Origin of the sequence: Paenibacillus sp. CAA11 (assembly GCF_003060825.1) — a bacterium.
In the GTDB taxonomy this organism is placed as follows: Bacteria; Bacillota; Bacilli; order Paenibacillales; family Paenibacillaceae; genus Fontibacillus.
The window spans coordinates 2,472,370-2,498,844 of record NZ_CP028922.1; the positions used below are offsets into that span (position 1 = coordinate 2,472,370).

Below are 26,475 nucleotides of genomic sequence, written 5' to 3' on the forward strand. Positions count from 1 at the left end.
CTTTTATAAATTTCTATATAGGAGGGCCATATTAGGCCGTGAGAATAGAAAGTTCAATGTAACTTTAGTTCAATCTATATAGTTGTAAAAACTTCCTTAGCCGCATTCAATCCATTTAAAGCGGCGGGGAAACCAGCATAGACTGCCATTTGCATCATGATCTCTAAAATCTCATCTTTTGTGCATCCAACTTTTAAGGCACCATTAATATGTACTTTCAGTTGGGGGATTGCGTAACCAAGGGCTGTTAAAGCAGCGATTGTAGCAATTTCTCGAGATTTCAGATCCAATTTAGGCCGACTGTAGATGTCACCGAATGGAAATTCAACTAAGAAACGTTCAAAATCTGGGGCAATTTCTTTCAAAAAGTCACGAGTATGACCTCCAGATTCTCCGACAACCTCATTCATGAATTGTAAACCGACTTCATATCTTTTTTCCGTCATCTTTAAAATCCTCCGTTTCTATTTTACCCGTGCCCTCAATGTACTTTTCGTAGAATGAAATTTTTTGAGCTACGGCATTCATAAGTAATTCAATATTTTGTTGTTGTTCAAGTAACTTATTCTGATGATCCATAAGAATCGAAAGTCGCTTGCTAACTGGCTCTTTGGGCATCTCTCCGGATTCCAAACGTTCCAGTATGCAGCCTTCTTTTGTAAACTCCAAAATATCTTCAAGGGACATCCCTGTTTTTTTGAGAGTTACCATAAATATAAGAAAGTTCACATCAGAATCCGTAAAATCTCGTATTCCGCTATCGTTTCTCTTTATTTTTGGAATCAACCCACTTCTTTCATAAAATCGAATGGTATGTGCAGAAAGTCCGGTTCTTTCCGCAACTTCTTTAATATTCATTTCAAGGAACTCCTTTTTGTTGTCGACTTGGTCCCATCTTACACCTTTAAGTTGACTCTAAGTCAAGCTATCTCTTTGGAGATTTTGGCTATCGGTGGTAATCGGTATGGAAGACCAAACGAAGACTTGCCGACAGATTTTGAAGAACAGCGTGAAGAAGCTTGATCACGACCTTTCCCAAAAACCAAGTTTCGAATCACGGAAAGGACAATTTGTCACGTGTCAAGTCGGAGCAACTGCGGAACTGGCCGATGACAAGTCTTCTGGATATTCTGAGAGTGGTGGTAAGCATGGGGGAAATCTGCAAAAAAGAAGCAGGCGTCTCTTTGAGTCAACGTGGAAGAAAAATCATCTTAAACAGAACGACCTAATCAATGGCCGTCCGTTATCTATACAGTGCAGGGGACGAACCTTATCCTTAATAAAGGAGAAGTCGGTATACTTGTCCGCTTTCTCCAGCAAAAGAAGGCTGTCGAGACTTACTCGACAGCCTGAAGCCATTGCGCCTGCTTTCTTTTGACTGGCGCTACTCTATTTTGCCTAAACTTCAATAATGATTGGAAGAATCATCGGCCTTCTCTTTGTCTGACTGTAAATATATTGACCTACGTTGTCTTTAAGCGTCTGCTTGATCAGATTCCATTGACTCCGCTCAAACTCCGTCAATTCATTCATGGTCGATAAGACCCTCTCCTGAATCTGATTCATCAGCTCTTCAGAATCCCTAACGAACACAAAGCCTCTGGAAATCACTTCGGGTGATGCAAGCATATGCTTTTCCGTTTTGCTTAAAGTGGTAACAATGATGATCATCCCGTCTGAAGACAGCTTGCGACGATCGCGCAGTACAATATTGCCTACATCGCCGATGCCGAGGCCATCTACAAGACTGTTGCCGGAAGCAACTTTGCGGCCTAAAGAAGCCCTTCCGCCCTCTACCTGGATCGTATCCCCGTTATTAACGATAAATACGTTCTCACCAGGGATTCCAACAGACTCCGCCAGCTGACGGTGTTGATACAGCATTCTAAATTCACCGTGGATCGGAATCAGATACTCCGGCTTCATCAAAGTCATCATTAGTTTAAGCTCTTCTTGGCTTCCGTGTCCGGAGACATGCATGCCTGTTGAGCTGCCAGAGCCATATATCACTTTGGCACCCAGAGCATAAAGATTATCAATAACATGGGCGAGGTTACGTTCGTTACCGGGAATGGCTCCTGCAGCGATAATAACCGTATCCCCTGGGAGGATCTCAATCTTGGGATGTTTGGAGCTAGCTAGCCGTGAAAGTGCAGCCATGGGTTCACCTTGGCTTCCTGTACAGAGTACAGCGATCTTATTCGAGGCATATCTCTCGGTCTCCACCGCCTCAATAAGCAAATTGTCCGGAAGATTTAAATAACCGAGATCGCGCGCCACTGAAACCACATTGACCATGCTCCGACCAAGCAGGACGAGCTTACGGCCTGTCTCCACCGCCGCATCGATAATTTGCTGAACCCGGTTTACATTGGAGGCAAAGGTGGAGATGAACACCTGCTGTTTGGCCCTGGCAAATGCATCAAGAATATGATCGCCCACCAAACGCTCAGAAGGTGTAAATCCGGGACGCTCTGCATTGGTGCTTTCTGATAATAGAACCTTGACCCCCTGTTTGCCTATATCCGCCATCCGGTGTAAGTCCGGATAGGGTCCACTCACTGGCGACATATCAAATTTGAAGTCACCAGTATGCACAACATTGCCTTCCGGCGTCTGGAAGAAGACACCAAGGCAATCAGGGATGCTGTGACTGGTAGCGAAGAATGTCGCACGTATTGCTCCGCAATCCACGGTTGAATCCGCATTGATGACGTGGAGCATCGCGTCTCTAAGAATGCCATGCTCTTTTAATTTGATCTTAATGAGACCCAGAGTCAGCTGAGCCCCGTATACGGGTACATTCAATTGCTTAAGAAAATAAGGAATCCCGCCAATGTGATCCTCATGTCCATGGGTCACGATAAGCGCTCTGACCCTCTCTTGGTTTTCCAACAAGTAAGTGATATCCGGGACAATCAAATCGATACCTGGCAGGTTCTCATCAGGAAATTTGGACCCGCAATCTATAACCACAATATCTTGGCCGTACTCAATAAAATACATGTTTTTCCCGATCTCATTGACGCCGCCTAAAGCCGCGATAAGCAATTTACTTCCCAAGCTTACGCCCCCTTTAAAACCGTAAAGTCTCACCATTAGTATTCATTTTCCAGGGAAACTTATTCATTGGGGGATGTTCCCAGTTAATCAAAGGGATTACTCAGCGCAGCAGATTAGTTTTCGCCAGTTCAATCAGTTCATCCCCTCGGCCATTCAGCACCGCCTTCATCATCCACAAGGTAAAGCCCTCCGCCTGTTTCAAATTGATGCGCGGCGGAAGTGACAGCTCCTGGCGGTTCACTACAACATCAACAAGTACAGGCCCCGGATGGTCGAAGGCTTGCTTCATAGCTTCTGGAAGTTCAGCCGGGTCCTCGACACGTATCCCCTTAATCTCCATTGCCTCTGCCACCTTAGCAAAGTTGGGATTCACGAGCTCTGTTCCCGATTCCAGGAAGCCGGCGGCTTTCATCTCCAGCTCTACGAAGCCGAGAGCTCCATTATTGAATACCACGACCTTGATCGGAAGCTGATGCTGCTTCAGGGTCAACAGATCCCCCATCAGCATCGTTAGTCCCCCATCACCGGATAAGGAAACCACTAGCCGATTCGGATTGGAGACTTGTGCGCCAATCGCTTGCGGGAGTGCATTGGCCATCGTGCCATGATTAAAGGAGCCGAGCAGCCTGCGGCTGGGATTCATTTCAAGATAGCGTGCCGCCCATACTGTTGGAGTGCCAACATCGCATGTAAAGATCGCATTTTCAGCAGCCGTATCACTGATCACCTTTGTCAGATATTGAGGATGAATCGGCTTCCTACCCGGCTTACCAACAGCCAGTTCATCCAGGTCCTTGCGTACTTTAGCATACCTGTCAACACACTTCTCCAGATGCTTGCTGCTATGCTCTGTGGTGAGATGAGGCAGCAATGCTTCTATTGTGGCTTTCACATCTCCGCATAATCCGAGGTCAAGCTTCGTCCTGCGCCCTAAGTGTGAGGACTGAAGATCGACCTGAAGCTTAATGGCATGCTCCGGGTAGAACTGTCGATAAGGGAAATCGGTGCCCAGCATTAGCAGAATATCGCAATCCATCATCGCGTGGTAGCCCGAAGAATACCCAATCAGTCCTGTCAGACCAACAAGGTAAGGATTATCATATTCTAAATGTTCCTTACCTCGTAGTGCGATCACCATGGGTGATTTCAATCGATCACAGAGCTCCATTAACTGTGCCTGAGCACCTGCGCAGCCGGAACCGCAGAGAAGAGTGATTTTTTTGTCTTGATTCAAATAGTCTGCCAGCTTCCGGATCTCCGAATCCGAAGGCTGAACCACCGGCTTGGTCACATGGTACACATGTTCCGGAACAGGCTGGTCAGAGGCATTAAGCGCGGCCACATCCCCTGGCAGGATGATTACTGACACCCCAGAGCGGGCAACCGCGGTTTGTATTGCCATCGTTAACGTACGCGGCATCTGCCTAGGCGTCGTGATGATTTCACAGAAATGGCTGCATTCCTGAAACAGCCTCTCAGGATGGGTCTCCTGGAAGTAATCACTGCCGAATTCATCACTCGGAATATGAGCGGCAATGGCTAGTACAGGGACCCGGTTGCGATGACAATCATATAGCCCGTTGATCAAGTGCATATTACCGGGGCCGCTGCTGCCTGCACAGACTGCAATACTGCCTGTAAGATCTGCATCCGCACCGGCTGCAAAAGCAGCTACCTCCTCATGACGAACATGAATCCATTCAATTTGTTCCGATCGGCGGATCGAATCCAGTATGGCATTAAGCGAATCACCTACAATCCCGTAGATGCGTTTGACTCCGGCATTTAGTAAAGCTTCTAGAACTTGATCCGCAATTGTTGTTTTCATCTGGACGCTCTCCTTCTTATTAAGGTTGTCAGTATTATCACCATTCTACAATTTAACAATTCTAATACCCATTGCTCCAAAGTATTAAACAATTACACAAATGAACCCCTCTGACAATTGCGTCCGAGACGCAGCAAGGCCGCTAACAGCTGTTAGCGGCCTCGTCCTTTGAATGATAATAATGTAGTTTTTTTATTCTCTTGGTTCACTGTCGACACTAAACATGTCAAGCAGTGCGGCCGGAACATGGAACTCCCGATCGCTTATGGTAATACGGCGAAGCTCCTGAAGCTCCTGCTCCTGCTGTGCATCCTTAATCTGCTTAATCTCACGATGCAGACGCTCCATCTGATGATCGAGCGCATTCGCAGAGTCAGCAGCCATCTTAAGCTCACGAAGCAGGTTCTCAGGAACCTCCTGATTATATTTATAGAAGATCTTATGCTCCAGACTGGCCCAGAAATCCATGGCAATCGTGCGGATTTGGACTTCCACACATACATGCTCCACCCGGTCTGACAAGAAGACAGGCACTTCAACAAGCAAATGCAAGCTTTGATAACCGTTCGGCTTAGGATTCTTGATGTAATCCTTGACCTTTAATACCTTAAGGTCGTTTTGCTTCTGCAACATCTCACTAACCTGATAAATATCAGAAATGAAGGAACATGTGATCCGAAGGCCTGCAATATCGTGAATTTCCTGCTCAATAGCTTCTAAGGAGAAGCCGCATTTTTTCCGCATCAGCTTCTTCATAATACTCTCAGGAGACTTCAGTCTGGATTTGGTATGCTCAATCGGACTATAATCATGCAGCGAGTGGAACTCTTCCTTTAGAATTTCAATTTTCGTCTCAATTTCATCAAGTGCGAACTTGTATTTCATCATAAAGCGGACAATTTCGTTTCTCATCGTCTTGATCTGTTCAATTTGAGGTGTTTTCATGATTTTGATTTCCTTCCTTGTGTTCGAGTAAGCTCCTGGTTAGGATCGTATGTACGGGTCATAAGAGACCTCCTCCTTGGAGAAGGGTCCTGAAGTCTTAATTTTACTTTAACGCGTATATAGTTCTAATGCAAATCATTAAGGATGTTCATTCTGATCTTAAAAAATAAGCAGCCTATCCATCAAGTTGTGGATACGACTGCCCTAAATGAATTATTCCCGCAAAATTAATCTTAGATGCTTGTACCTGTCATCTGCTGGTGCTCAAGGCTTTCGTGCTTTTGTGTGCTCCTTTTTAATTTTGCCGGTCTCGTAAGAGAGTAGATCGCACATAGGAAAGCAAGAATCATCAATCCCCCGCCGACCCAAGCATTGCTCTGAATAGAGGACGAGTGATCAATCACGACACCGCCTAGGCCCGATCCGACGGCAATCCCCACTTGGAGGGCCGAGAAATTAAAACTTTGCTGTATATCCGAGGAGCCCGGAGCGTTTTGAATAAGATAGCTTTGCTGCGCCGGGGACAGCGCCCAGCTGAGAACCCCCCAAATAAAGAGCACCACAGTAAACAACAGTTTACTCTGTGTTGAGAGCGGCAGCAGGAAGAGGACGGCAATGAATGCTCCCACAACGATTAAGATACTCTTACGGCTGCCAAGCTTGTCGGACAATACGCCGCCAATCAATCCGCCGCTGACCGCAGCGAGGCCGAATACGAAATAGGCTGCACTGATCCAGAAGGCATTCAGATGCATCGTACTCTCAAGAAACGGAGTAAAGTAAGCATACAGCGTATAGTGGCCAGCAAGCGTTAAGGTGGTGACCAGATGTGCGCTTATAATTTTGACGTCCTTTAAAGAGGAGAGCTGAGACTTAAGCGGCACATTTTGTTCTGTTAGAATTTTCCCTAAAAATAGATGTATAGTGACCATGGCTACCAGAGTTAGCAGGCCAATGATCAGGAATAGAATCCTCCAGCCAAGATAATCCTCTGCTACGACCCCCAAGGGAACCCCGAGCACGATGGAAGAGCTGACTCCCATGGAGATAATGCCAATGACACGGGCCTGAAATTCTTTTGGCACGATTTTGACGGCAATCGTTAAAGAGAGAGTAACAATCAACGAGCCGCTGGCTGCGGTAATAATTCTTGTGGCGAACAATACGGCATAATTAGGACTCCATGCGGCCAGCAAACTACCTGCTGTAAAAATTAGCATGGACCATAAGTAAAGCTTCTTCCGTTCCACTCTTCCGGTGACGGCAAGCAGTGTTGGACCGGATATTGCATACACAAGCGCATAAATGGTAATCAGCTGTCCTGCTGTGCTTAGTGAGACATTTAAGTCGCCTGCAATCATAGGCAGAACACCGCCAATAATCAACTCGACCAAGCCTACCGTAAACGTGGCTATGGTCAATACGAAAATTTTAAGATTCATGACCGATTGCTCCTTATTTAGTTAAATATTAACGTCTGCTGTACTCGTCGATACAAAAAAAATCCTGATTACAAGGGAAGGTAAGAATACACTTTCGCTTGTAATCAGGATTTATCGGTTCCTGGTAGAGACCCTCAAACCATATTATTGAGGTTATACAGACGTCGTATGAAATTGCACAAGTTGCATTTTATAGGATAGCTACTAAAAGGTCAACCCTATTTGCTGGCCAACGTGGATCCCTGCAAGACACTTCTCGTATAATCCTTGCAGGTTAAAGTATAGTAAGTCCCCTGCATTAACAAATAAATTCCAATAATCACAAGGGAATAACCCCAGTTGGACAAAGAGAGCAGCCTATCCATAGCCCACATGGCTACTAAAGAATTTAGAATCCCTACCGCACAAGGAAGAAAGAAGATTATACCCATTTGCATTCGTACCAAGCCTCGTACCTCAGATAGGGTCATGCCCATCCGAATAAGCGCCTGAAATTGTCTACGGTCCTCTTCTAGCTCAGTGTACTGCTTGAAATAAATGATACTTCCCGCAGCAATGAAGAACAGAAAACTAATAAACATCCCAATAAATAGGGTGAGCGATAATAACGATTGTGGATTTTCATATTGGGTTCGGTAACCGTCAAATTGAACGGACCGCCACAGGAGGTACATCGCACCCGACGATGTTAGAATAACAGAGCTCATGACCGACACGATAAAGAGCATACGCGCGTAGTCCTTAAGCTTGTATCCGAGCTGCGCAACAAGCACCATATTGATGCGATGGTAATACAGCGAATACCGCCGCTGAATGAACTGTATCACCCCTGTGCTTAACTGGGTGTACAACAGATAAGTCCCTAGAAGCACCAGCATCAACACCAGAAACGCTGTGTATTCGAAATATTTCACTTGAATTGTCAATGCAAGCGTATATCCGGCTGCTAAGCACACTACGGACAATACGGCGAGCGGCCTGGAGTATACGAATCGAGATTTTGATTTAACGCTGGCCTTTAACAGGTCCAGAATTTGTGTCCTACCTACGCTGATAGCATTGCCTGCTGAAACCAAAAGGCACAGCATAAGAAAGCAAGCAATCGTAAGGACTACCGCCCGAAGCGGCACTATGAACGGTATCGGCTGATTCATGTCCAGAAGAACTGCCAAGCCCATATAAAACAGCTTGCTGAATAAGATTCCAAGCCCTGTTCCGAGGACTATAGCCATAGTAGCTATTATCATACTCTCTTGGAAGATAAACCGACGAAGCTGCTGGCGTGTCATCCCAAATAAGCTGTAGAGTCCGAACTCCTTTTTTCTGGTCTTCAGAAAGGCGGAATTCGAATATATCATGAATAGAACCGAAAATATAATGATGATGTACTCACATAGCCGCATGGCCGTCCTAATCTGATTTGCGGCGATAATCTCGCCCCTGATCACGGCAGGGTGTTCAATAAATGATGCATAAATATAGAATAGCATTACTGAAAACCCGCTGCTCATAAAAAATGCGCTGTAGGCTCTTAGATTTCCTTTGATACTGCTAAGCGCCAGTGAACGGAACGTCATCAAAATTCCCTCCCAATACACTCAAGCAGTCCAGAATCTGCTGGTAAAAAGCCTGCCGATTTACGCCTCTGCGAATTTCAGAGAATAAACGGCCGTCCTTGATAAACAGAATTCTTTTACAATAGCTGGCTGAGAAAGGATCATGGGTCACCAAGAGTATCGTAGCCTGCTTTGCTTCGTTCATGCTTCTAAGGGATTCCATAACTTCTTTGGCTGCTCTGGAATCAAGATTACCTGTCAGCTCATCTGCCAATAGCAAAGAAGGGTTATGAATAACAGCCCTTGCAATCGCGGCTCGCTGCTTTTGCCCTCCTGAAATTTCATAGGTCCGCTTATCCACAAGCTGTTCAAGGCGTAAGCTGTGAAGCAAGGGCTGTAAGCTATACTCTATATCCTGTGGAGGCAACCCTTCAAGGACGAGAGGAAGAATAATATTTTCTTTTACAGACAGAGTATCCAGCAGATTGAAATCTTGAAAAATATATCCCAGTTCCCGGCGGCGAAAAAGGGCAAGCTCTTGATCGCTTAATAGACTGAGTTCCATCCCATTGACCTCAATCTTTCCTGATGTCGGTTCATCAAGGCCTGCTAGCAGATTAAGCAAGGTAGTCTTTCCGCTGCCCGAAGGACCCATAACCCCAACAAAATCACCGGCTTCAATCGTGAGATCAATATCATCCAATGCTCTGTAAATGACATTTCCTCTGGAATTATAATATTTACTAAGTGCCTGTGCCTGTAGTATAACGTTCAAGTGAGTGAACCTCCCGATCGCTGTAATGACTAGCTCTTCTCCACCTTATCATGGTTACCCGGGAAGGACTCATCGATATTCCTTGCAAACTTCCTTACGTTTCTGTCACTTTCCTCTCTTCTTCCGTTCTCCGGAAAAGTCTGACCATGAAAAAGAACGGTCATTTTCGTCCAGGCTCCCCTCTCCGATTCGGCCGTAAGCCCGTGTCCCAATCGGCTGCAAGCCTGTTTGGCCAAATAAAGGCCCATACCTGTAGATTCTCCGGACTCATGGCGATCTTCCCCTGTAAAAAAGGCATCAAAGATTCTTGGCAGGTCATGTGCTGCTATCCCAATACCGTTGTCAACAACCTCCAGAGATTTGGTGCCGTCTGCAACTGCAGCAAACAATCGAAATTGTAACTGTTTTACACCCGGCTTGCTCTTGCTGTATTTTATTGAATTACTGATCAATTGATGAAGTACAACAGTCAGCCACTTTACATCACTCTGCACCCACATTTGGCCTTGAATCTCCGGGAAAATGCTATGACGAATGCACAAATGCTTATATGTATTCACTGTCTTCCGTATTAGGTCATGAAGCGCGATGGTAGATGGCCGAAGATCCATTTCAAACTTACCAAGCCTTGCTGTATGGAGCATCAGCTCTAGACCATGATTTAATCGGTCTGTTTCTTCCTGGAGGTTCCTAAACAACTCCTTCTGCTCCTGCTCGGTTAACAAGCTTTCTTGTTCACCCTCCTGAGCCAAGAGGTCTATGACAGATACAGGTGTCTTCATGTGGTGTACCCATTGGAGCACAAAGTGGTTGTGAAGCTCCTGCTCTCTTCGATATCTCCCTAATTCGCTCAGATAAATAGCGTGCTGCTGCTTCATCAGCTGGACGACAAGATGCTGCTCATGTGAGACAGGGGCACTGAGCCCAATCACGGTTGGCAAGCTTTCCTTATCCCTAACGGCCAGCTCAAGCTGCCCAAGATACCTTCGATGCCGAATATAATCCATAGAGAACCAGGCGATGATTATTAGAATGCATAAGATTCCATAGTAAATCATCGTGCCCTTCTCTATGCCGGTAGAGGTTCTCAATCTCTCTAGCAGCAGCAGTCCCACTCCCAATCCTGACAGGATTACGCTAAGCAGGAGATAGCCTAAGCGATCCTTAACAAACCGATAAGCAGTTCGTTTTCTCATGGCGCAGTCCCTAGTCTTCCAGGATCTTCAGCATCCAGCCTATACCCCTGGCCGCGGACAGTAACAATGGCATGAGGCAGTCCAATCTCTTCTAGCTTCTTGCGGAGACGAGTAACGTTAACGGTTAGTGTATTGTCGTCGACGAATTGAGTATCGTTCCATAAGCATTCCAGAAGCTTCTCCCTGGAGACAATGCTCGCGTAACGTTCAAGGAGGCATCGGGCTAGCAGCTGTTCATTTTGGGTTAGGGTAACTAGAGAGCCCTGGAAATGCAGTTCATTTCGCCCTAAATCGAGTCTTAGCCCAGCGGCCTCCACCATATTGAGGGATAACTCCGAAGTCTTCTCATAGGCCTCATTCATCTGTTTGGCATATTCCCCATATGCCCTGCGAAGGACACCTTTAACTTTAGCGATCAGAAGCTCCAGCCGAATTGGCTTCGTGATATAATCATCCCCGCCATGCTCAATCGCCATGACCTGATCCATCTCTCCAGATCGTGCTGAGAGAAAGATAATGGGCAAATTCGAACGTGCGCGAATTTGCCTACACCAGTAATACCCATCGTAGTAAGGCAGATTAATATCCAGCAGCACCAGGTGCGGATCATATTCTATCAGTTCGGGCATCAATTCCTTGAAACCAGTCGCCGTCAAAGCTTCTAGCCCGTATTTCTCCAGCGTCTTCTTAAGAATCGTACGGATTTTGACATCATCCTCCACGATATAAATCCGGTACATTTATCGGTACCTCCATGCTCCCATTTGTTCGTTCATCGCGTATCCCTAGCACTACTGCTGGGGAATTAATTCATACAGGTCGGAGGGATCGCAGTTCAGTGTAGCCGCAATTGAAAGGGCTGTCTTTAACGGCATCACCCTGCGGTCCTCCATATAATCCATCAAGCGCTCCGGCCTGATCTTGAGCTCCGCTGCCAGCGCTTGGATGGATAAGCCCGCTTGGCCGAGCCTCTGCTGAAGCAGGCATGATCCTAGCTCGTATTTCAAGATTAGTACCTCCCTTCTTGGCAGCTGGAGCTTCGCGAGGAAGCCTGCTGCTAACGATGGTTCTCGTATTGATTAGGCTTACTAATGCTCTGAAGCTTCGAATATTCCGTCTCCGTTAAGGTGCCCCGCTTTGCTGCGCGGATATTATCCAGCAGCTGATTCACAGAGCTCGCTCCTGGAATGGCAGCAGCAACAGCAGGATGCTGGAGGCTGTAACGAATAGCTATAGTTCCCATATCTTCCGGGCTACCTGCAAGTTCTCTTAGCTGCAAGCGAACCTGCTTCAGCTCTTCAGAACTGTAATCCAAATAACCGTCTTGAACCTTTGTTTCTCCAGTTCCCGCTAATCTGCCGCCTGCAAGCGGTCCTCTGGCGATAAGCCCGATGCCGTTTTTCTCAAGGAGCGGCAGAACTTCTTCCTCGGCGCGGCGGTCCAGCAGACTGTATTGGTTCATTACACTTACGATCCGCGAACGGCTTACGTATTCCCTTATGACATTGGGGCGTATGGAGGAGATACCGTAATACCGAATAAGCCCTTCTTTCTGCAGCTGCTCAAAAGCCTCAATGGTCTCATCAATAGGATCATCCAGTGTGCCGCCATGAAGCTGATACAGATCTATATAATCTGTCCCAAGTCTGCGTAAGCTTTCCTTCACGGCATTCAGGATATAGTCCTTGGAAGGGTCCCATACCCAGCCTTCCCTTCCGGGAATTCGACGATTCCCAACCTTGGTAGCGATCACAACATCCTGCCTTCTTCCGCGAATGGCCTCGCCCACAACCTCTTCATTGCGTCCGCTGTCATACAAATCGGCTGTATCTAAGAAGTTGACGCCGAGATCCATCGCTTGATGGATAAGTTTAGTTCCAAATTCCATATCGGTTCCAAGGGACATGCATCCAAGCCCTACCTCAGATATCCATAAATCTGAGCTTCCCAGACGGTTCTTATTCATTGTTTTAGCCTCTTTTCTGCGCATCTCTAGTTTTGTAGTTAAATTGTAGATAAATCAGGAAGCTTGGTCAACGCTTCGCCAATAGCATTATGAGAAAATTAGAAAAGACGCTCACGATGTGAACGTCTTCCTCCTACTTACCTTATTTCCATTCGATCCTCAGGTGGGGTATCCGGCTGATCATATTGGTGCCTTGCCTGTTTTTTCTTCTTAATTCCGGACGAGATGAATTTCCAAAGGGCCACAATCCCCGCAATAATTACAAACCATACCTTCTTCAGGGCCAGCAAAATCATGGCCAGCAAGCCGGTCTTCTTGGCAACTACCAAGCCTGCGCCTCCGAGTATCAATCCTGTCAAGCCGTACTTGGCTTTTTTATCTGTAGATTTATTGAAATCCTGATAACGCTGACCTTCTACAATGGAGAAATTGCTTAATATCTTGCTCTCCATGGTTGCCCGGTCTGCAGCTAGATGCTCCGGATCGGAGACGAGAATGGCTGATATGTATCCCTCACGTGTAAGAAGACGGACATTGTAGTTGATCAGTTTATGTTGTGTCGAATCATGTCCAAGCAGTGACCAGCTCAAATTGTGCGTCCGATCATCATATTTGGGCGGTGTATCCCAGCCATCTATAAATAGTTGATTTTCAGGCGTTAATGTCTTGTTCGCCTCTTCGGTACCCTGTTTGTAGCTTTCCAGCAATGCATCGGCATCAATGTCATCCTTTTCACTATCTTCCACATGCCCTGGCTCTTCATATTCGAAAAAAAGTCCCCAAACGGCATCCTCGGATTTCGGGAACACAGCCCCGATTTCAAGTCCTGTTGGATTGCCGCCATTTTGCCGTTGAAGGGTCTGTGCATCAGCACCGTTCAAGAATAGAAAATCAGGATCAAGCTTAAGCTTTGCTAAATCTCCAACTTTGACTTCCTGCCCAGTCCCATCAATCCAATTCAATTCGGCTTGAGACTCTGTCTGGGAGCCTGAGATATTGCTTGTCCCTTCAGTCGCATACGTACTGGACGGGTGGGTTGTCCATAATAGCGCTGCGCTGAGAAGTAATACAGCTCCTGCCTTCTTATACATCTTCCCTCTACTAATCAATGTAATTCAAACCTTCCTTTTGAAGTTAAAATTTGCCTTCCACATCTTATCACAAAATTCAAGCTTTATTTCGGTAATGCAACAAAATACGACTTCAGACCCATAAAAAAAGGACATCTGTTATAGACGTCCTTTTCTTTACATGGTTTATTTTGCAATACTCTGCGGGGGTTCTGAGACTGATGGGCCATCCACTTTTTTACGCATTTGCTTGACAAAGAAAACCTGCTGAACGGCAAAAACCGCCAGCATTAACCCGCAAAAAATGACGTAGGACATGATCAATACAGCTACATTAACCTGTGGTGCCAAAACGGTCGAGCTTAAGATACCAAACAACCAAATGTGGGACAGCATCCCCCACACACTTGACCAAACGTAACCCCGAAACCGGATGGAAGATACAGACGCCATAAAAGAAACCAGGTTATTCGGCATGATTGGCAGAGTTCGCAACACGATCAGTGCCCAAATCCCGTAGTGGTCCATATAGCTCTGCCACCTTGAATAGCGCTTTAGCTTGTTCAGCCATTTACGCTGAAACCATTCAGAGAAAAAACGTTCAAACACCAAGTATACAATCAGTGTTGAGATAATTCCGACGCCCCAGCTGACAAGCAGCCCGCTGCCTAAGCCCAGCGCGGAAATATGAAGCATAATCAATGCCGCAAACGGATAAATGCCTAGAAAAGCCTGAATCACGGCAAGTGGGAGCGTGATCATGAGAACGGCGTAACCGTCAAGCTGAAGGGTGCTCAAAAGCCAATCAAGCCCCTCATCAATATAATTCCCCATGGTATGATCTACTCCTCTATAACAACCGCATTAATTATAATTATGTATATAGTTATATATTAACCTAAAAGTAACGGATTTGACATCCTTTTAGCAAGACAATTATACCCATTGAACAGGGCAGCTTTCATCCAGCAGAACGAAAGCTGCCCTCTCATATAACGATTAAGGCTTGAGGATCACCTTAGTACCATCCTCTTCCTTATCGTCAAATACCTGAAACCGTACAAAAAAACCGATCGGAGTCCGATCGGCCGGTGTAATGATATATAGCGATCATCTGTCTGCTTCATGTAAAGCGTTATAAATCTTAATATCTCCCACTGATTCTGCCCTCTCCACATAAGGCCCTTCGCTCAGACAAGAGAATGAAAGATGACAAGTACGCAGGCAAAGCAGCTTATCACCGGGGGCAAGTCCAAATTGCTTTAGCGACTTCAATGGAAGGTGGAAGATTCGGTCATGGTTTAGATGAACCCAGCAGAACAAGCGCTCTTTGAATTTCAGAACACGACCCTCTTCCACAGAGAAGTTCATGAGCTGGGGGACATTAGCAAAAATGGTTGCTAACGGTGAATTCCCGATAAGCTCCTTACATACAACACTAAATCCCCTTGACGTGTTACGCCCGGACATGAGAATAATAGGGGTTCCCGGCTGAATATGATATTCCTGCAGGGCTTGCTCCGGCAGGTAGAAGCTACCGTCGGACCCGATCATGCTCCATGCATAAATAAATTTACCGCCCTTGGCGACAAATGACATGCTCATCGACCTCCGATAGAGTAATGGAAAGCGATATCTTGATTCCATCATCTCTTAAAAAAACAAGGAGGGGATATGATATCTGTCACTTTTTCACCCTATACGGGATCAGTCCACTATTTCCTCGACTTTATCGGACAGGAAAATATGATAAATCTTCACCACTAGGATTTTAGCCATCATATACAGTGGGATCGCGAGCAACATACCAAGAATCCCGGCAATATCACCGGCAATCAAGATCAAGACCACCGTAGTTAGCGGATGGATATTAATGGTCTTCCCGTAAATATACGGTGATATCAAGTTTCCTTCAATCTGCTGGGCCACAAATACCACTACAATGACCCAGAGCACCATGGTTGTAGATTCTGTAAAGGCAACGATCACACAAGGAATAGCGCCTAGGATCGGTCCGAAATACGGGATAAAGTTAAATATAGCACACACGAGCGCAAGCATCAGCGGATAAGGAAGCCCGATAATCAGGAAGCCGATAAAGCTGAGCAATCCCAAGAGAAACGAGCTGATAATTCTTCCGGCGATAAATCCGCTGAGCGCATGGTCAATTTCTTCAGATACCTGCTTGCCATCCTTGCGGAATTTGGAGGGAACCATCCGCAGGAGAGCGGGCGATATGTTCCCGTCTTCTTTTAATAAATAGTAAAGAATAATCGGTACAGTCCCCACCACAATAAAGAAATCGCTAATAAAAGAGAAGAAGTGTGTCAAGGACGCAGTAAGCATGGATACAGCTTCATTAATGTACTCCGTTATTTTGCTGGTAATCTCTGAGCCGTTGTTAATCATTGCGAAATATTTGCTTTTCTGGATTTCATTAAATTGAGCACTGAGCCCGTTAATCAAGTTCGGCACATTATTGATAAATTGCTGAATCTGATTTCTCAGAGGCGGCCAGACCACGATAAAGAATACGGTAAGCAGGCCGATGATAACCAAATAAATCAACAGAACCGAGAGCATGCGCTTCACATTTTTCTTGTCCAGATAATGCACTACGGGTCTTAACAGATAGTATAAAAATACAGATACACTAACCGGAACTATGAGGATGGAGACAATGGTCACCAGCGGGTTAAACACGAAGCTGACCTTGTGCAGCAGATAGACAATCGTTAGAACCATGATGATAGCCAGTGATATTCGGTAAAAAGGCTTCTGTGGCATAGATACCCCTCCTTAACCTTTACGCATCCTAGTCAGCGAATTAATAACGATAAAAAGGGGATTACTCCCCTTCTCCAGGCATTGTATCAATCGCAGCATCAAGCAAGTCATCAAAAGAATCGTTATCGCCTTCAATATATTCATCTACAAGAAGCATCTTGTCCTCATCGCCTGATTCGTCAAAGAAATGAAGACTATAGTCCCAATCCTTCCCGTTCTTACTGAAGAACGTGATCTCGTAAGGAACATCATGTCCTTCAACCGTAAAAACCGTACTCCCCAGAAAGGAACCCTCCGCTTCTATTGTCATTGTCGCATTCGTAATGGTGATATTCATTCCTATTCTCCTTCTGGCTCTCTCTAGGAGAGCGTAATATTAGATTCATCAAGCCAGACCTTCATGAGCTTCAAGACATGCTCCAAATCCAGCGGCTTGCTGACATAATCATTAGCTCCGGAAGCTATGGACTTCTCCCGGTCCTCCTTCATCGCTTTGGCCGTCAAAGCAATGATCGGCAGCTCGGATAATTGGAGGGTACTTCGAATTTCCTGCATCGCCTGATAGCCGTCCATCTCCGGCATCATAATATCCATCAGGACGATGTCTACCTTCTCTTTAGTAAGTACCTCCAGACACTCATAGCCATTTTGAGCAATAAGCACTTGCATCTTGAATTTCTCAAGGGCCGTCGTCAGTGCATATACATTTCGGATATCATCGTCAACGACTAGGACGGTTTTCCCCTGCAAAATCTCATATCCCTGATCCAATCCTCCCCCTTCTAGGCCTGATATTTCGAGCCCAGCCGATACAGAAGTGGCTGCCTCCTCTGCTGCCGCAACCTCAGCAAGCGCCATGAGTGATTCCTCCGAGCTTCTCATGGGGGTATAGGGCGCATTTACAGGAAGAAGTAAGGTAAAGGTGCTGCCAACGCCCTCCTCGCTTTCTGCGCTCAGCTCGCCTCCTAACAGACGGGTCAGATTCAGAGAGATGGACAGGCCGAGTCCTGTTCCGCCATATTTTCTGGAGATAGCCCCATCCGCCTGACGGAAGGCCTCAAAGATTCCTTCCTTGTGCTCTGCAGCAATGCCTATGCCCGAGTCTTTGACTTTGAAGGAGAGAGCCTCCCCTTCGATCTCAATTCCTTGAAGCTTGGGATTCCTGATCCGTGCAATTGTTAATGATACTTCACCTTGATGCGTGAATTTAAACGCGTTGGACAGAAGATTTTTGAGAATTTGCAGCAGGCGCTGCTCATCCGTGTAGATGATCTCAGGTACATCCTCAGCACAGTGAATCCCAAAGCTAAGGTGCTTATTGTCGGCCGTTGCCTGAAAATAATTCCTCAGGATATTCGGCAGTTCCACTACCGCCACCGCATTTTTCTCCACGCTCATCTGCCCTGCCTCTACCTTCGAGAGGTCCAGAATATCATTAATCAGATTCAACAGGTCTTCACCCGAGCTATGAATGATGGAAGCGTAGTTTTTTTCCTCCTCAGAGAGCCGCCCCCCTTGATTCTCAGCAAGAATTTGAGACAGAATAAGCATACTGTTCAGCGGAGTGCGCAGCTCATGGGACATATTGGCCAGAAATTCCGATTTGTAATTTGAGCTCTTCTCCAGCTCCTTCGCCAGCCGATCAAGGCTGTTCGCCGATTCCTCGGCCTCGGCCTTCTGCACTTCAAGCCGTTCATTCAGAATTTGAAGCTCTTCAGCCTGCATCGTCAGCTCTTCCGTCTGGGCCTGTAATTCTTCAGCCTGTGATTGAAGCTCCTCGGTCTGCACCTGGAGCTCTTCATTCATGGTTTGAGATTCACGATATAGGCGATTGATCTCCATTCGTCTTAAGCAAGAATGAACGGCAACGCCTGCAATGCCTAACAGCTGATCTAGGAAAGCCATTTGTCTTTGCTCTAGAGGCTTAAGCAGGGCCAATTCCACTACGGCAACCGTCTCCTGCTCGAAGATGACCGGAGCCAGCAGTAAATGAAACGGCGTCATACTCCCCAAGCCTGAATGGACCTTAAGATAGTCTCCAGGAACATGATCCAGACAGATCATCTTCTTGTCTAATGCACATTGACCGACTAAGCCTTCACCATAATTGATCTTGAGCTCCCCAGGATTGAATCCGTTCTGACCAGCATAGACAGCATCCTGTCTTAAGCGTTGATCCTCTGTAGCTAAATATACCGCACCGGCAGCAGCCTGAAACAGCTCTGTTAGACGATTCAACAGTACAGCCGTTAAAGCACTGGGCTCCAGCGCGTTCTGTAAACTGGCTGAAAGCTCATTCAAGCGGTCCTTCTCTGAATTGGTTTTCTCCACCTCACTTAGGAGATCGTTCGCTGCATGGCCAAGTTCCCCAATTTCATCCTTAGTACGGACATGGATACGCTTTGATAGATTTCCACCTATACTAATTTCTCGGATCACGTTCATTACTTGCCGTACTGAGCTAACAATATTGCCTGAAACCACGATTCCGCTTCCGACCGCAATGCCGGCTACGGCGATCCAGAGAAGTACAATAAAACCAATCAGCCGATCGTTTCCCTCCGCAAGCTTCTCAATTCGTGCTGTAGTGAGTTCTTTCTCTGTTGTGCGGAAAGCATCAAACTCTACACGAATTTTATCGATAATCGGTTTTCCCGGATCATTAGAGAAGAAAGCACGAATTTGCTCTTCATTCCCCTGCTGCTTGTAATGAATAGACGGCTCGCCTGCGATTCGAATCCACTTCTCAATGTGGTTCTTGATCCCTTCCAGATTTTTGAGCTGATTCGGATTATCGGATATCAAGTCTTCCAGCTTGCTGTAGGACAGGTTTCAGGTGCTTAGCGCATTGTTATAAGGAACCAAATAGCTTTCATCTCCGGACAATAGGTACCCGCGCTGAGCGGTCTCCATGTCCAGTACCCATTTCTCAATATCATTGGTCAAATTATGTACTTCCAGATCATGGCTATTCAAAAAGTCTGTCTCCTGCTGAAGTGATTCAATACGTGCTGATACCATCCATAGAGACAAACCCACGGAAAGCACAACAATAAAGTAACCAAACAGGATTTTGGTTCGTATATTGATTATTCGACTTTTTAACAACTAACTCTTCCCTCCATAACATGTAATATAATAAAGAAAAGACTATAATGATAAAGATGATTTCTAATGAACACCTGTGTCCCAAATTATCCTACCACTTTTAACACAAATTCGGCATTGTTTTTTAATTTGAGAAGGAGTCGAAGCATACCGATGAACAGTTTAGCTTACGCATTGTTAGCCATGCTCGTTCGAAAGCCTTGTTCAGGCTATGAACTCGCAAAAATGATGGAAGTATTCTGGCAAGCCAAACACAGCCAAATCTACCCTCTCCTGGCTAAATTAGAGGGCGGAGGATTTCTTACAGCAGAGAATATAGAGCAGACGGGCAAGCCTAACAAGAAGATTTACACCATAACCGAAAGTGGACGAGCCCAATTGAAATCCTGGATCGGTAAGGCTCCCGCACATCCGGTGTCCAGAGATGAGTTCCTTATTAAGGCGTACTCTTTGTCGCTGTCTGATCGCGGCACCGCGGTGCGGCTATTTGAAGATCGGATCGAGTTATATGAGAAGAAACTGCAAGCCCGAAATCTGAAGTTAAATAGCATGATTGAGGAGTTTGGCGAACAGATTGAAAATCCCATCCATCCCGCTTTCGGCCGATATATTGTGCATCGCAGAAGGCTGCATTTGGAGGAACAAGAAATCGCCTGGTGCAGATGGGTGCTTGAACTGCTAGAGGCTTAGCATATTGATTTGGTGAGCAGGTTGAGATAAGGTAAAATAGTCTTTGTATAGACCATTATAATGGAGGAATCTAAAATGTCGGATTTTCAACAAAAGCTTGAGAAATACGCCGAACTGGCTGTCAAGGTTGGCGTCAACGTACAGCCAGGACAGAACCTTATAGTCAATGCTGCGCTTGATTCTGTGGAACTGGTTCGCCTGATTGTCAAGAAGGCCTACGAAGTAGGAGCCAGATTTGTCAAAGTCAATTGGAGCGACGACGTCGTTACCCGCTTGCGTTACGATATGGCTGCAGAAGAGTCTTTCTCGGATGAACCCAAGTGGTATGCCGGAGAAATGCTGGAGCTCGTGGAGGGCGGAGCCGCTGTCCTGCATGTGATGTCGTCCGATCCCGATCTTCTCAAAGGAGTTGCTCATGACCGCATTACCAATCTCCAGAAGGCAACCGGCAAAGTGATGAGCAAATACCGGCAGTATCAGCAATCTGATAAATTCAGCTGGTCGATCGTTGCCGTACCTTCCAAAGCTTGGGCAGCCAAAGTGTTCCCTAATGTACCAGAAAGCGAGCAGGTTGACAAACTCTGGGAAGCCATCTTCCGTTCCGTTCGCATTGACCAGCCGGACACATTCGAAGCCTGGGATAAACATATTCGCAATTTGAAGGAAAAATCCGAGTACCTCAATAATAAGAAGTATAAAAAATTGCATTACATAGCTCCAGGAACAGATTTAACCATCGAGCTTCCAGAGGGCCATTTGTGGGTAGCTGCTGACAGCATTAATGAGCAGGGGCATTCTTTCCTTGCCAACCTGCCAACAGAAGAAGTGTTCACAGCACCTAAGAAAACTGGTGTGAACGGTAAAGTTTCCAGCACCAAGCCGCTGAGCTACAGTGGTAACATTATTGACGAGTTTACCGTAACCTTTGAGAATGGACGGATTGTGGACGTAACGGCTAAGCAAGGCGAAGAAACGCTGAAGCAGCTGATCTCCCTGGACGAAGGAGCCCATTATCTGGGTGAGGTGGCTTTGGTGCCCCATAACTCGCCGATTTCAGAATCGAACATTTTGTTCTACAACACCCTGTTTGATGAAAATGCCTCCAACCACCTGGCCATCGGCAGTGCTTATGCCTTTAATCTTCAAGATGGTAAAGGCTTATCCCAGGAAGAGCTTGAGGCCCGCGGCTTGAACACCAGTATTACCCATGTGGATTTCATGGTGGGATCTGCAGAGATGGACATTTACGGTGTTACAGAAGACGGTAAAGAAGAACCGGTATTCTCCAAAGGGAACTGGGCGTTCTAATTAGACGTTTTAGGATCATTGGATAGTACTTATCATCGGCTGGATTTCGGCTTAACTGCTGAGGTTCAGCCGATTTTTCTTATCTTCAACTAAGTATCTGCATGAATAGACCCGTTCTTCTCTACTCCCTCTCTTCTTTGCTGTAGAGTGATTTATGTGTCAGCAATGGCTGTTTCCGGTTAAGAAAGAAGTATCCCTAGCAGCAAGGAGGAGTCAACAATGAGTCATCTAACAGAATCACAGCTGGATCAGCTGAAGAAAAGTCTTCTGGACGAAAAGCAGGATTTGGAGGAGCATTTTGATGAGAACGGAAACGGCCCTGGCCTCGATGAATCCCTGCGCGACTCTACAGGAGAACTGTCTGCGGCCGACAATCATCCTGCGGATGTAGGGACAGAAGTCTTTGAGCGAAGCCGTGATCTAGCCATTGATGACAATCTGGATCATCAGCTGAACCAAATCAATCATGCACTAGATTTGATGGACTCTGGAGATTATGGAAAATGCGAAGTTTGCGGACAAGAGATCCCTTTTGAACGGCTTGAGGCGCTCCCCTACACTACCTTCTGCATTGAACATACCCCGGAGAAGAGTATCTCCGAGCGGCGGGCGATAGAAGAGGAAGTGATGACCCTTCCCCCCAAAGGAGCCGGGGAATATCGTCAGCAGGATGCAGGACGATTTGATGATGCCGATGCTTGGCACACCGTTGAAGAGTATGGCAACTCAGACTCACCAGCTATGGCCGCCAAGCGTAATGTCGATAATTATGATGAGATTGCCGCAGACACTACTCCTGATGAAGATTAATACGGCAGCAACCCCGGGAGCTTGATGGGTTCAAGCGTCCGGGGTTGCTTGCATGAACAGCCTCTAAACAAAATGACAGGCTACCGAATGTTCGCCCTCGATAGGCCTCAAAATAGGCATCTCCTGCTTACATATATCCGCGGCATAAGGACAGCGAGTATGGAATTTACAGCCAGACGGAGGATTAGCCGGACTCGGAATATCGCCCTTAAGAACCATTCGTTCCCGTTTCATTTTAGGAATCGGGAGGGGAATCGCCGACAGTAATGCCTTAGTATACGGATGAAGCGGATTGTTGAACAGCTCTTCCCGTGTCCCCGTCTCCATTAAAGATCCCAAGTACATGACTCCAATCCTCGTGCATAGATGCTTCACTACGCTGAGGTCGTGGGATATAAATAAATAGGCAAGTCCTCGGCTCGCTTGAAGCTTGCTGAACAGATTAATAATCTGTGCTTGGATGGATACATCCAAAGCCGAAACCGGCTCATCCGCAATGATCAAATCCGGATTCAGGACTAGCGCCCGAGCAATACCAATTCGCTGACGCTGACCGCCTGAGAACTCATGAGGGAAGCGATCGATATGATATGTTGACAATCCGCATAACTCCAGTACTTCCTTCACCCGGTCACGGATCTCGCCTCGAGCCATAAGCCCATGATCCAGTAGCGGTTCCCCGATCGCATCTCCTACGCGAGTTCTGGGGTTTAAGGAGCTGTAAGGATCTTGAAAAATAAGCTGCAGACGCGGACGTATGCGCCTTAGCTCCTCAGACGAAAGACGATGGATATCCTGTCCGTCAAAGAAGATTTCTCCCTCTGTTTTGTCTACCAATCTGACAATACTTCGTCCCACCGTACTCTTACCGCTGCCTGACTCGCCAACAAGCCCATAGGTCTCACCGGGCTTGATCGTTAAGCTAATATCATCTACGGCCTTCACCTGGCCAACCGTTCGGTTGAACAAGCCGGATTTGATCGGAAAGTACTTCTTCAAATGGTTTACTTCAAGTAAACTTTTAGACATAAGCCCCCTCCCCTTCATATAACCAGCAGGCGGCTTGCTGCTCATCATTAAGCCGATTTAATTGAGGGGCTTTGATCCTGCATACTTCCATGCAGTGCTCACAGCGGTCATGGAAATAACATGACTCGGTAAGGTCCAGAGGATTGGGAACCTGCCCGGGAATAGAGTATAGCTCGGATAGCTGCTGATCCAGCGCCGGTTTGGATTTTAACAACCCCTGTGTATAAGGATGCTTGGGTGACTCGAACAATTGGCTGACCTCGCCCTCCTCAACGACCTTCCCAGAGTACATCACCACCACGTAATCCGCCATTTCGGCGACCACTCCCAGGTCATGTGTGATCAGAAGAATGGACATGCCTGATTTCTCCTTGAGCGATCTTAGCATATCAAGAACCTGGGCTTGTATGGTTACATCAAGAGCCGTTGTCGGCTCATCGGCAATAAGCAGTTTCGGATCACAGGAGATCGCCATCGCAATCATTATGCGTTGAAGCATCCCCCCGCTCAGCTCATGCGGATAAGACCTGAATATTTGTTCAGGACGTGAGATTTCTACAAGCTCAATCAATTCAATCGCCCGCTTAGCCGCTTCTTTCTTGCTAAGCTTCTTATGCTCAATTAACGGTTCCATAATTTGCTCACCGATCGTAAGCACCGGGTTAAGCGAGGACATCGGTTCCTGGAAGATCATGGATATCCTACTACCCCGGATCGCTCTAAGCTCATTCTTAGACATTCGGAGCAAATCATCGCCTTCAAAACGAATAGTCCCACCAGTAATGCGTCCGGCCGTTTTGTCAATCAGCCCCATGATCGACATCGCTGTAATGCTCTTGCCGCATCCCGATTCTCCGACAATACAAACCGTCTGCCCGCGCCGAATCTGTAGACTCACATCGTCCACAGCTTTAACGGTGCCTTCCCCGGTTTCGAAAAATGTTTGTAAATGCTCGATCTCCAACAGTTGTTCCATACGAATCCTTCCTCTACTTCCTATGTTTTGGATCCAAGACGTCCCTTAGGCCATCCCCGAACAAATTAATAGCTATAACAGTAGCAAATATAGAGAACCCTGGAGGAATCCACAGCCAAGGACGCTCCTGAAAATCAATAAGATTATTGGCGGTATCAATCATATTCCCCCAGGTAGGCGTCGGGGGGATGACCCCGAGACCGAAGAAGCTTAATACCGATTCCATCAGGATGGAGCCGCCGATGTTGAGGGTAGCAATAACAATTAGCAAAGGGATAATGTTAGGCAACAAGTGGTGAAACAGCTTCCGCCGATCTCGTAATCCCAGTACTGTTGCCGCTTGCATAAATTCCCGCTCCCTAAGGCTGAGCATCTGTCCTCTGACCATTCGGGCCAGTCCGGGCCAACCGACAAGACTAAGCATCACCATCACAATATACATCCTGTAATCCGTAGGCACTTTCCAATCAGACAGCAAGGCTCCAGCAATAAATAACAGCGGCAAGCTGGGAATAGTCAGCAGCAGATCCGCAATACGCATCACGACTTGATCTACAATTCCGCGATAGTACCCCGCAATAGCTCCTAGAATGGAGCCGATAAATACACTTAGAACCATAGAAGCTAATCCGACCGTTAATGAGATTCTACCCGCCTGCAGTACTCTAGTGAGCACATCTCTGCCCAGCTTATCCGTCCCCAGCCAGTGGTGAAGGCTTGGCGGCCTATTCATCTGGGCTAGGTTCACTCTACCGTCCGTATACGGAGAGAAAAAAGGACCCATAAAACACGCAAGAAACATAAACAGCACAACAATTAACCCGGTGACGGCAAGCTTGTTCCGCAGGAGACTTTTAAATGCAGTACGCCAAAGTGAGGACTTGGCCTTCTTCCGTTCCGGGGTAAAGCTCTCTGCATGTGGTGCGTCACTGCTAAGGAATGACATCGGTTCCCCCTCCTCAGAGCTTAACCCGCGGGTCAGCTAAACGATAAAGAATGTCGGACAACAAAGTGCCGATTACGGTTAAAATTGCAATAAACATCGTGAATCCCATCAGAAGCGGGTAGTCTCTAACCGAGAAGGAGGACATATACAGCTGGCCAATCCCTGGCCAATTGAAGATCTTCTCAATGATCAAGGAACCCCCGAACAAGCCAGGCAGCTCAAACCCCACCAGCGTGATCGCCGGCAGCAGCGCATTGCGCAGTGCATGTGTAAACAGCACCTTGCGCTCTTTCATTCCTTTAGCTCTTGCGGTTCTAATATAATCCTGCTGGATCACATCGATCATGTTCCCTCTGAAATATCGGGTTAATGAGCCCACCCCCAGCAGGGTCATCACAATGACGGGGATGGTCATGTGATGAATCACTTCTTTTACGTAAGCAAGCCCTGTAGCCGTGCTTCCGGTTGTGAGCATTCCTCCAGGAGGCAGCCATTTCAGGTCAACGGCCAGAATCTTGATCAGAAATAACCCGATAAAGAAGGATGGGATGGACATTGCCGCAAAAATGAACACCATCACGATGGAGTCAAACCAGGAATATTGCTTATAGGCAGCGATAACGCCAATAATTACAGCCAGCAGCCAGGTGAAGAAAGTAGACACAATCGCTAGCAAAAATGAGTTCCATATGTACTCATTGAAGAGCTGAAGCACAGGTTTCTGTTGGGCCAGTGAATATCCAAAATCACCATGGAGCGCGTTCTTCATCCACGTGATATAGCGTTCCATCAGCGGCTTGTTGAGTCCAAAAATCTCCCGAAGCTCTGCTTTGCGCTCAGGACTCAGCTTCATATTCCCGCTCACAAAGTCACCAGGCGTTAAGGCATACAAACTGAAGATAAGTAATGAGGCTGCAAGTAAAATAATGAGCATATAAGTCAGTCGCTTAATTAAATAAGTGCTCATGAACATAGCTCCT

25 protein-coding genes, 1 pseudogene and 1 riboswitch are annotated in these 26,475 nt (G+C 46.6%); of the genes and pseudogenes, 3 read left to right on the forward strand and 23 right to left on the reverse strand.

Translation table 11 applies throughout. The features are described 5' to 3' along the window. Nucleotides 1-74 precede the first annotated feature (74 nt). The 19 genes and pseudogenes from DCC85_RS11410 to DCC85_RS23660 form a co-directional block, all read right to left on the reverse strand. Nucleotides 75-446 (reverse strand): carboxymuconolactone decarboxylase family protein, encoded by a 372-nt coding sequence (locus tag DCC85_RS11410; RefSeq protein WP_108465697.1) that lies wholly within the window; start codon nucleotides 444-446, stop codon nucleotides 75-77. Further along, nucleotides 427-858 (reverse strand): MerR family transcriptional regulator, encoded by a 432-nt coding sequence (locus tag DCC85_RS11415; protein WP_108465698.1) that lies wholly within the window; start codon nucleotides 856-858, stop codon nucleotides 427-429. The genes DCC85_RS11410 and DCC85_RS11415 overlap by 20 nt, the downstream gene beginning before the upstream one ends. A gap of 540 nt (nucleotides 859-1,398) precedes the next feature. After that, nucleotides 1,399-3,063 carry a ribonuclease J gene (locus tag DCC85_RS11425; protein WP_442789488.1) on the reverse strand — a complete coding sequence of 555 codons (1,665 nt, stop codon included), beginning with the start codon at nucleotides 3,061-3,063 and terminating at the stop codon, nucleotides 1,399-1,401. A 100-nt stretch (nucleotides 3,064-3,163) separates the two neighbouring features. Then, nucleotides 3,164-4,891 carry a ubiquinone-dependent pyruvate dehydrogenase gene (poxB, locus tag DCC85_RS11430; RefSeq protein WP_108465701.1) on the reverse strand — a complete coding sequence of 576 codons (1,728 nt, stop codon included), beginning with the start codon at nucleotides 4,889-4,891 and terminating at the stop codon, nucleotides 3,164-3,166. 192 nt (nucleotides 4,892-5,083) lie between these two features. Further along, nucleotides 5,084-5,836: a GTP pyrophosphokinase gene (locus tag DCC85_RS11435; RefSeq protein WP_108465702.1), complete on the reverse strand. Its 753-nt coding sequence runs from the start codon at nucleotides 5,834-5,836 to the stop codon at nucleotides 5,084-5,086. Nucleotides 5,837-6,069: 233 nt separating this feature from the next. Next, entirely contained in the window at nucleotides 6,070-7,278 is a 1,209-nt protein-coding gene (locus DCC85_RS11440; protein WP_108465703.1) for an MFS transporter, read from the reverse strand. Between the two features lie 81 nt (nucleotides 7,279-7,359). Continuing rightward, a riboswitch (purine riboswitch) is annotated at nucleotides 7,360-7,459 on the reverse strand. 37 nt (nucleotides 7,460-7,496) lie between these two features. Continuing rightward, a complete protein-coding gene (locus tag DCC85_RS11445; RefSeq protein ID WP_108465704.1) occupies nucleotides 7,497-8,855 on the reverse strand; it encodes an FtsX-like permease family protein in 1,359 nt (452 codons plus the stop codon). Next, nucleotides 8,830-9,609: an ABC transporter ATP-binding protein gene (locus DCC85_RS11450; protein ID WP_108465705.1), complete on the reverse strand. Its 780-nt coding sequence runs from the start codon at nucleotides 9,607-9,609 to the stop codon at nucleotides 8,830-8,832. Before DCC85_RS11450 ends, DCC85_RS11445 begins: the two co-directional genes overlap by 26 nt. 29 nt (nucleotides 9,610-9,638) lie before the next feature. Beyond that, nucleotides 9,639-10,805: a sensor histidine kinase gene (locus tag DCC85_RS11455; protein ID WP_108465706.1), complete on the reverse strand. Its 1,167-nt coding sequence runs from the start codon at nucleotides 10,803-10,805 to the stop codon at nucleotides 9,639-9,641. Continuing rightward, the gene (locus DCC85_RS11460) at nucleotides 10,802-11,545 is read right to left on the reverse strand and encodes a response regulator transcription factor (RefSeq protein WP_108465707.1); all 744 of its coding nucleotides are present in this window, start codon (nucleotides 11,543-11,545) and stop codon (nucleotides 10,802-10,804) included. The genes DCC85_RS11455 and DCC85_RS11460 overlap by 4 nt, the downstream gene beginning before the upstream one ends. 51 nt (nucleotides 11,546-11,596) lie before the next feature. Next, nucleotides 11,597-11,812, reverse strand: a complete 216-nt coding sequence (locus DCC85_RS11465; RefSeq protein ID WP_108465708.1) for a helix-turn-helix domain-containing protein — start codon at nucleotides 11,810-11,812, stop codon at nucleotides 11,597-11,599. A 50-nt stretch (nucleotides 11,813-11,862) separates the two neighbouring features. Further along, nucleotides 11,863-12,771 carry an aldo/keto reductase gene (locus tag DCC85_RS11470; protein ID WP_108465709.1) on the reverse strand — a complete coding sequence of 303 codons (909 nt, stop codon included), beginning with the start codon at nucleotides 12,769-12,771 and terminating at the stop codon, nucleotides 11,863-11,865. A gap of 137 nt (nucleotides 12,772-12,908) precedes the next feature. Next, a complete protein-coding gene (locus DCC85_RS11475) occupies nucleotides 12,909-13,862 on the reverse strand; it encodes a DUF2167 domain-containing protein (RefSeq protein ID WP_108465710.1) in 954 nt (317 codons plus the stop codon). Between the two features lie 165 nt (nucleotides 13,863-14,027). Further along, a complete protein-coding gene (locus DCC85_RS11480) occupies nucleotides 14,028-14,675 on the reverse strand; it encodes a TVP38/TMEM64 family protein (RefSeq protein WP_108465711.1) in 648 nt (215 codons plus the stop codon). A 276-nt stretch (nucleotides 14,676-14,951) separates the two neighbouring features. After that, nucleotides 14,952-15,440, reverse strand: a complete 489-nt coding sequence (locus DCC85_RS11485) for a hypothetical protein (protein WP_108465712.1) — start codon at nucleotides 15,438-15,440, stop codon at nucleotides 14,952-14,954. A gap of 108 nt (nucleotides 15,441-15,548) precedes the next feature. Further along, nucleotides 15,549-16,628 carry an AI-2E family transporter gene (locus DCC85_RS11490; RefSeq protein WP_108465713.1) on the reverse strand — a complete coding sequence of 360 codons (1,080 nt, stop codon included), beginning with the start codon at nucleotides 16,626-16,628 and terminating at the stop codon, nucleotides 15,549-15,551. Between the two features lie 61 nt (nucleotides 16,629-16,689). Next, on the reverse strand, nucleotides 16,690-16,965 hold the full coding sequence (locus DCC85_RS11495) for a hypothetical protein (RefSeq protein ID WP_108465714.1): 276 nt from the start codon (nucleotides 16,963-16,965) through the stop codon (nucleotides 16,690-16,692). A gap of 23 nt (nucleotides 16,966-16,988) precedes the next feature. Next, complete coding sequence (locus DCC85_RS11500; RefSeq protein WP_325048421.1) at nucleotides 16,989-18,470, reverse strand: response regulator; 1,482 nt, start codon at nucleotides 18,468-18,470, stop codon at nucleotides 16,989-16,991. A gap of 27 nt (nucleotides 18,471-18,497) precedes the next feature. Beyond that, nucleotides 18,498-19,649 (reverse strand): annotated as a pseudogene (locus tag DCC85_RS23660) (CHASE3 domain-containing protein); the annotation flags it as partial. Between the two features lie 240 nt (nucleotides 19,650-19,889). Between DCC85_RS23660 and DCC85_RS11510 the strand changes: the two are divergent. From DCC85_RS11510 to DCC85_RS11520, 3 genes are all read left to right on the forward strand, one after another. Continuing rightward, on the forward strand, nucleotides 19,890-20,426 hold the full coding sequence (locus DCC85_RS11510) for a PadR family transcriptional regulator (RefSeq protein ID WP_159081856.1): 537 nt from the start codon (nucleotides 19,890-19,892) through the stop codon (nucleotides 20,424-20,426). A gap of 75 nt (nucleotides 20,427-20,501) precedes the next feature. Beyond that, nucleotides 20,502-21,734, forward strand: coding sequence for an aminopeptidase (locus DCC85_RS11515; RefSeq protein ID WP_108465718.1), 1,233 nt, complete (start codon nucleotides 20,502-20,504; stop codon nucleotides 21,732-21,734). Nucleotides 21,735-21,953: 219 nt separating this feature from the next. Beyond that, nucleotides 21,954-22,544 carry a TraR/DksA C4-type zinc finger protein gene (locus tag DCC85_RS11520; protein ID WP_108465719.1) on the forward strand — a complete coding sequence of 197 codons (591 nt, stop codon included), beginning with the start codon at nucleotides 21,954-21,956 and terminating at the stop codon, nucleotides 22,542-22,544. Nucleotides 22,545-22,607: 63 nt separating this feature from the next. Here DCC85_RS11520 and DCC85_RS11525 read toward each other — a convergent pair whose 3' ends face one another. From DCC85_RS11525 to DCC85_RS11540, 4 genes are read right to left on the reverse strand one after another with little or no spacing between them, the layout of a single operon-like run. Continuing rightward, on the reverse strand, nucleotides 22,608-23,573 hold the full coding sequence (locus DCC85_RS11525; protein WP_108465720.1) for an ABC transporter ATP-binding protein: 966 nt from the start codon (nucleotides 23,571-23,573) through the stop codon (nucleotides 22,608-22,610). Then, nucleotides 23,566-24,549: an ABC transporter ATP-binding protein gene (locus DCC85_RS11530; RefSeq protein ID WP_108465721.1), complete on the reverse strand. Its 984-nt coding sequence runs from the start codon at nucleotides 24,547-24,549 to the stop codon at nucleotides 23,566-23,568. Before DCC85_RS11530 ends, DCC85_RS11525 begins: the two co-directional genes overlap by 8 nt. A gap of 13 nt (nucleotides 24,550-24,562) precedes the next feature. Next, nucleotides 24,563-25,495, reverse strand: coding sequence for an oligopeptide ABC transporter permease (opp4C, locus tag DCC85_RS11535; RefSeq protein WP_108465722.1), 933 nt, complete (start codon nucleotides 25,493-25,495; stop codon nucleotides 24,563-24,565). Between the two features lie 13 nt (nucleotides 25,496-25,508). After that, a complete protein-coding gene (locus DCC85_RS11540) occupies nucleotides 25,509-26,462 on the reverse strand; it encodes an ABC transporter permease (protein ID WP_108465723.1) in 954 nt (317 codons plus the stop codon). Nucleotides 26,463-26,475: the final 13 nt, after the last annotated feature.

What these genes read in the sequence shown, in the direction of transcription:
- DCC85_RS11410 (WP_108465697.1), bottom strand. Translation starts at nt 446, where the DNA reads ATGACGGAAAAAAGATATGAAGTCGGTTTACAATTCATGAATGAGGTT.
- DCC85_RS11415 (WP_108465698.1), bottom strand. Translation starts at nt 858, where the DNA reads ATGAATATTAAAGAAGTTGCGGAAAGAACCGGACTTTCTGCACATACC.
- poxB (WP_108465701.1), bottom strand. Translation starts at nt 4,891, where the DNA reads ATGAAAACAACAATTGCGGATCAAGTTCTAGAAGCTTTACTAAATGCC.
- DCC85_RS11435 (WP_108465702.1), bottom strand. Translation starts at nt 5,836, where the DNA reads ATGAAAACACCTCAAATTGAACAGATCAAGACGATGAGAAACGAAATT.
- DCC85_RS11440 (WP_108465703.1), bottom strand. Translation starts at nt 7,278, where the DNA reads ATGAATCTTAAAATTTTCGTATTGACCATAGCCACGTTTACGGTAGGC.
- DCC85_RS11445 (WP_108465704.1), bottom strand. Translation starts at nt 8,855, where the DNA reads ATGACGTTCCGTTCACTGGCGCTTAGCAGTATCAAAGGAAATCTAAGA.
- DCC85_RS11455 (WP_108465706.1), bottom strand. Translation starts at nt 10,805, where the DNA reads ATGAGAAAACGAACTGCTTATCGGTTTGTTAAGGATCGCTTAGGCTAT.
- DCC85_RS11460 (WP_108465707.1), bottom strand. Translation starts at nt 11,545, where the DNA reads ATGTACCGGATTTATATCGTGGAGGATGATGTCAAAATCCGTACGATT.
- DCC85_RS11470 (WP_108465709.1), bottom strand. Translation starts at nt 12,771, where the DNA reads ATGAATAAGAACCGTCTGGGAAGCTCAGATTTATGGATATCTGAGGTA.
- DCC85_RS11475 (WP_108465710.1), bottom strand. Translation starts at nt 13,862, where the DNA reads ATGTATAAGAAGGCAGGAGCTGTATTACTTCTCAGCGCAGCGCTATTA.
- DCC85_RS11480 (WP_108465711.1), bottom strand. Translation starts at nt 14,675, where the DNA reads ATGGGGAATTATATTGATGAGGGGCTTGATTGGCTTTTGAGCACCCTT.
- DCC85_RS11485 (WP_108465712.1), bottom strand. Translation starts at nt 15,440, where the DNA reads ATGTCATTTGTCGCCAAGGGCGGTAAATTTATTTATGCATGGAGCATG.
- DCC85_RS11490 (WP_108465713.1), bottom strand. Translation starts at nt 16,628, where the DNA reads ATGCCACAGAAGCCTTTTTACCGAATATCACTGGCTATCATCATGGTT.
- DCC85_RS11495 (WP_108465714.1), bottom strand. Translation starts at nt 16,965, where the DNA reads ATGAATATCACCATTACGAATGCGACAATGACAATAGAAGCGGAGGGT.
- DCC85_RS11500 (WP_325048421.1), bottom strand. Translation starts at nt 18,470, where the DNA reads ATGGAGATCAATCGCCTATATCGTGAATCTCAAACCATGAATGAAGAG.
- DCC85_RS11510 (WP_159081856.1), top strand. Translation starts at nt 19,890, where the DNA reads ATGAACAGTTTAGCTTACGCATTGTTAGCCATGCTCGTTCGAAAGCCT.
- DCC85_RS11515 (WP_108465718.1), top strand. Translation starts at nt 20,502, where the DNA reads ATGTCGGATTTTCAACAAAAGCTTGAGAAATACGCCGAACTGGCTGTC.
- DCC85_RS11520 (WP_108465719.1), top strand. Translation starts at nt 21,954, where the DNA reads ATGAGTCATCTAACAGAATCACAGCTGGATCAGCTGAAGAAAAGTCTT.
- DCC85_RS11525 (WP_108465720.1), bottom strand. Translation starts at nt 23,573, where the DNA reads ATGTCTAAAAGTTTACTTGAAGTAAACCATTTGAAGAAGTACTTTCCG.
- DCC85_RS11530 (WP_108465721.1), bottom strand. Translation starts at nt 24,549, where the DNA reads ATGGAACAACTGTTGGAGATCGAGCATTTACAAACATTTTTCGAAACC.
- opp4C (WP_108465722.1), bottom strand. Translation starts at nt 25,495, where the DNA reads ATGTCATTCCTTAGCAGTGACGCACCACATGCAGAGAGCTTTACCCCG.
- DCC85_RS11540 (WP_108465723.1), bottom strand. Translation starts at nt 26,462, where the DNA reads ATGAGCACTTATTTAATTAAGCGACTGACTTATATGCTCATTATTTTA.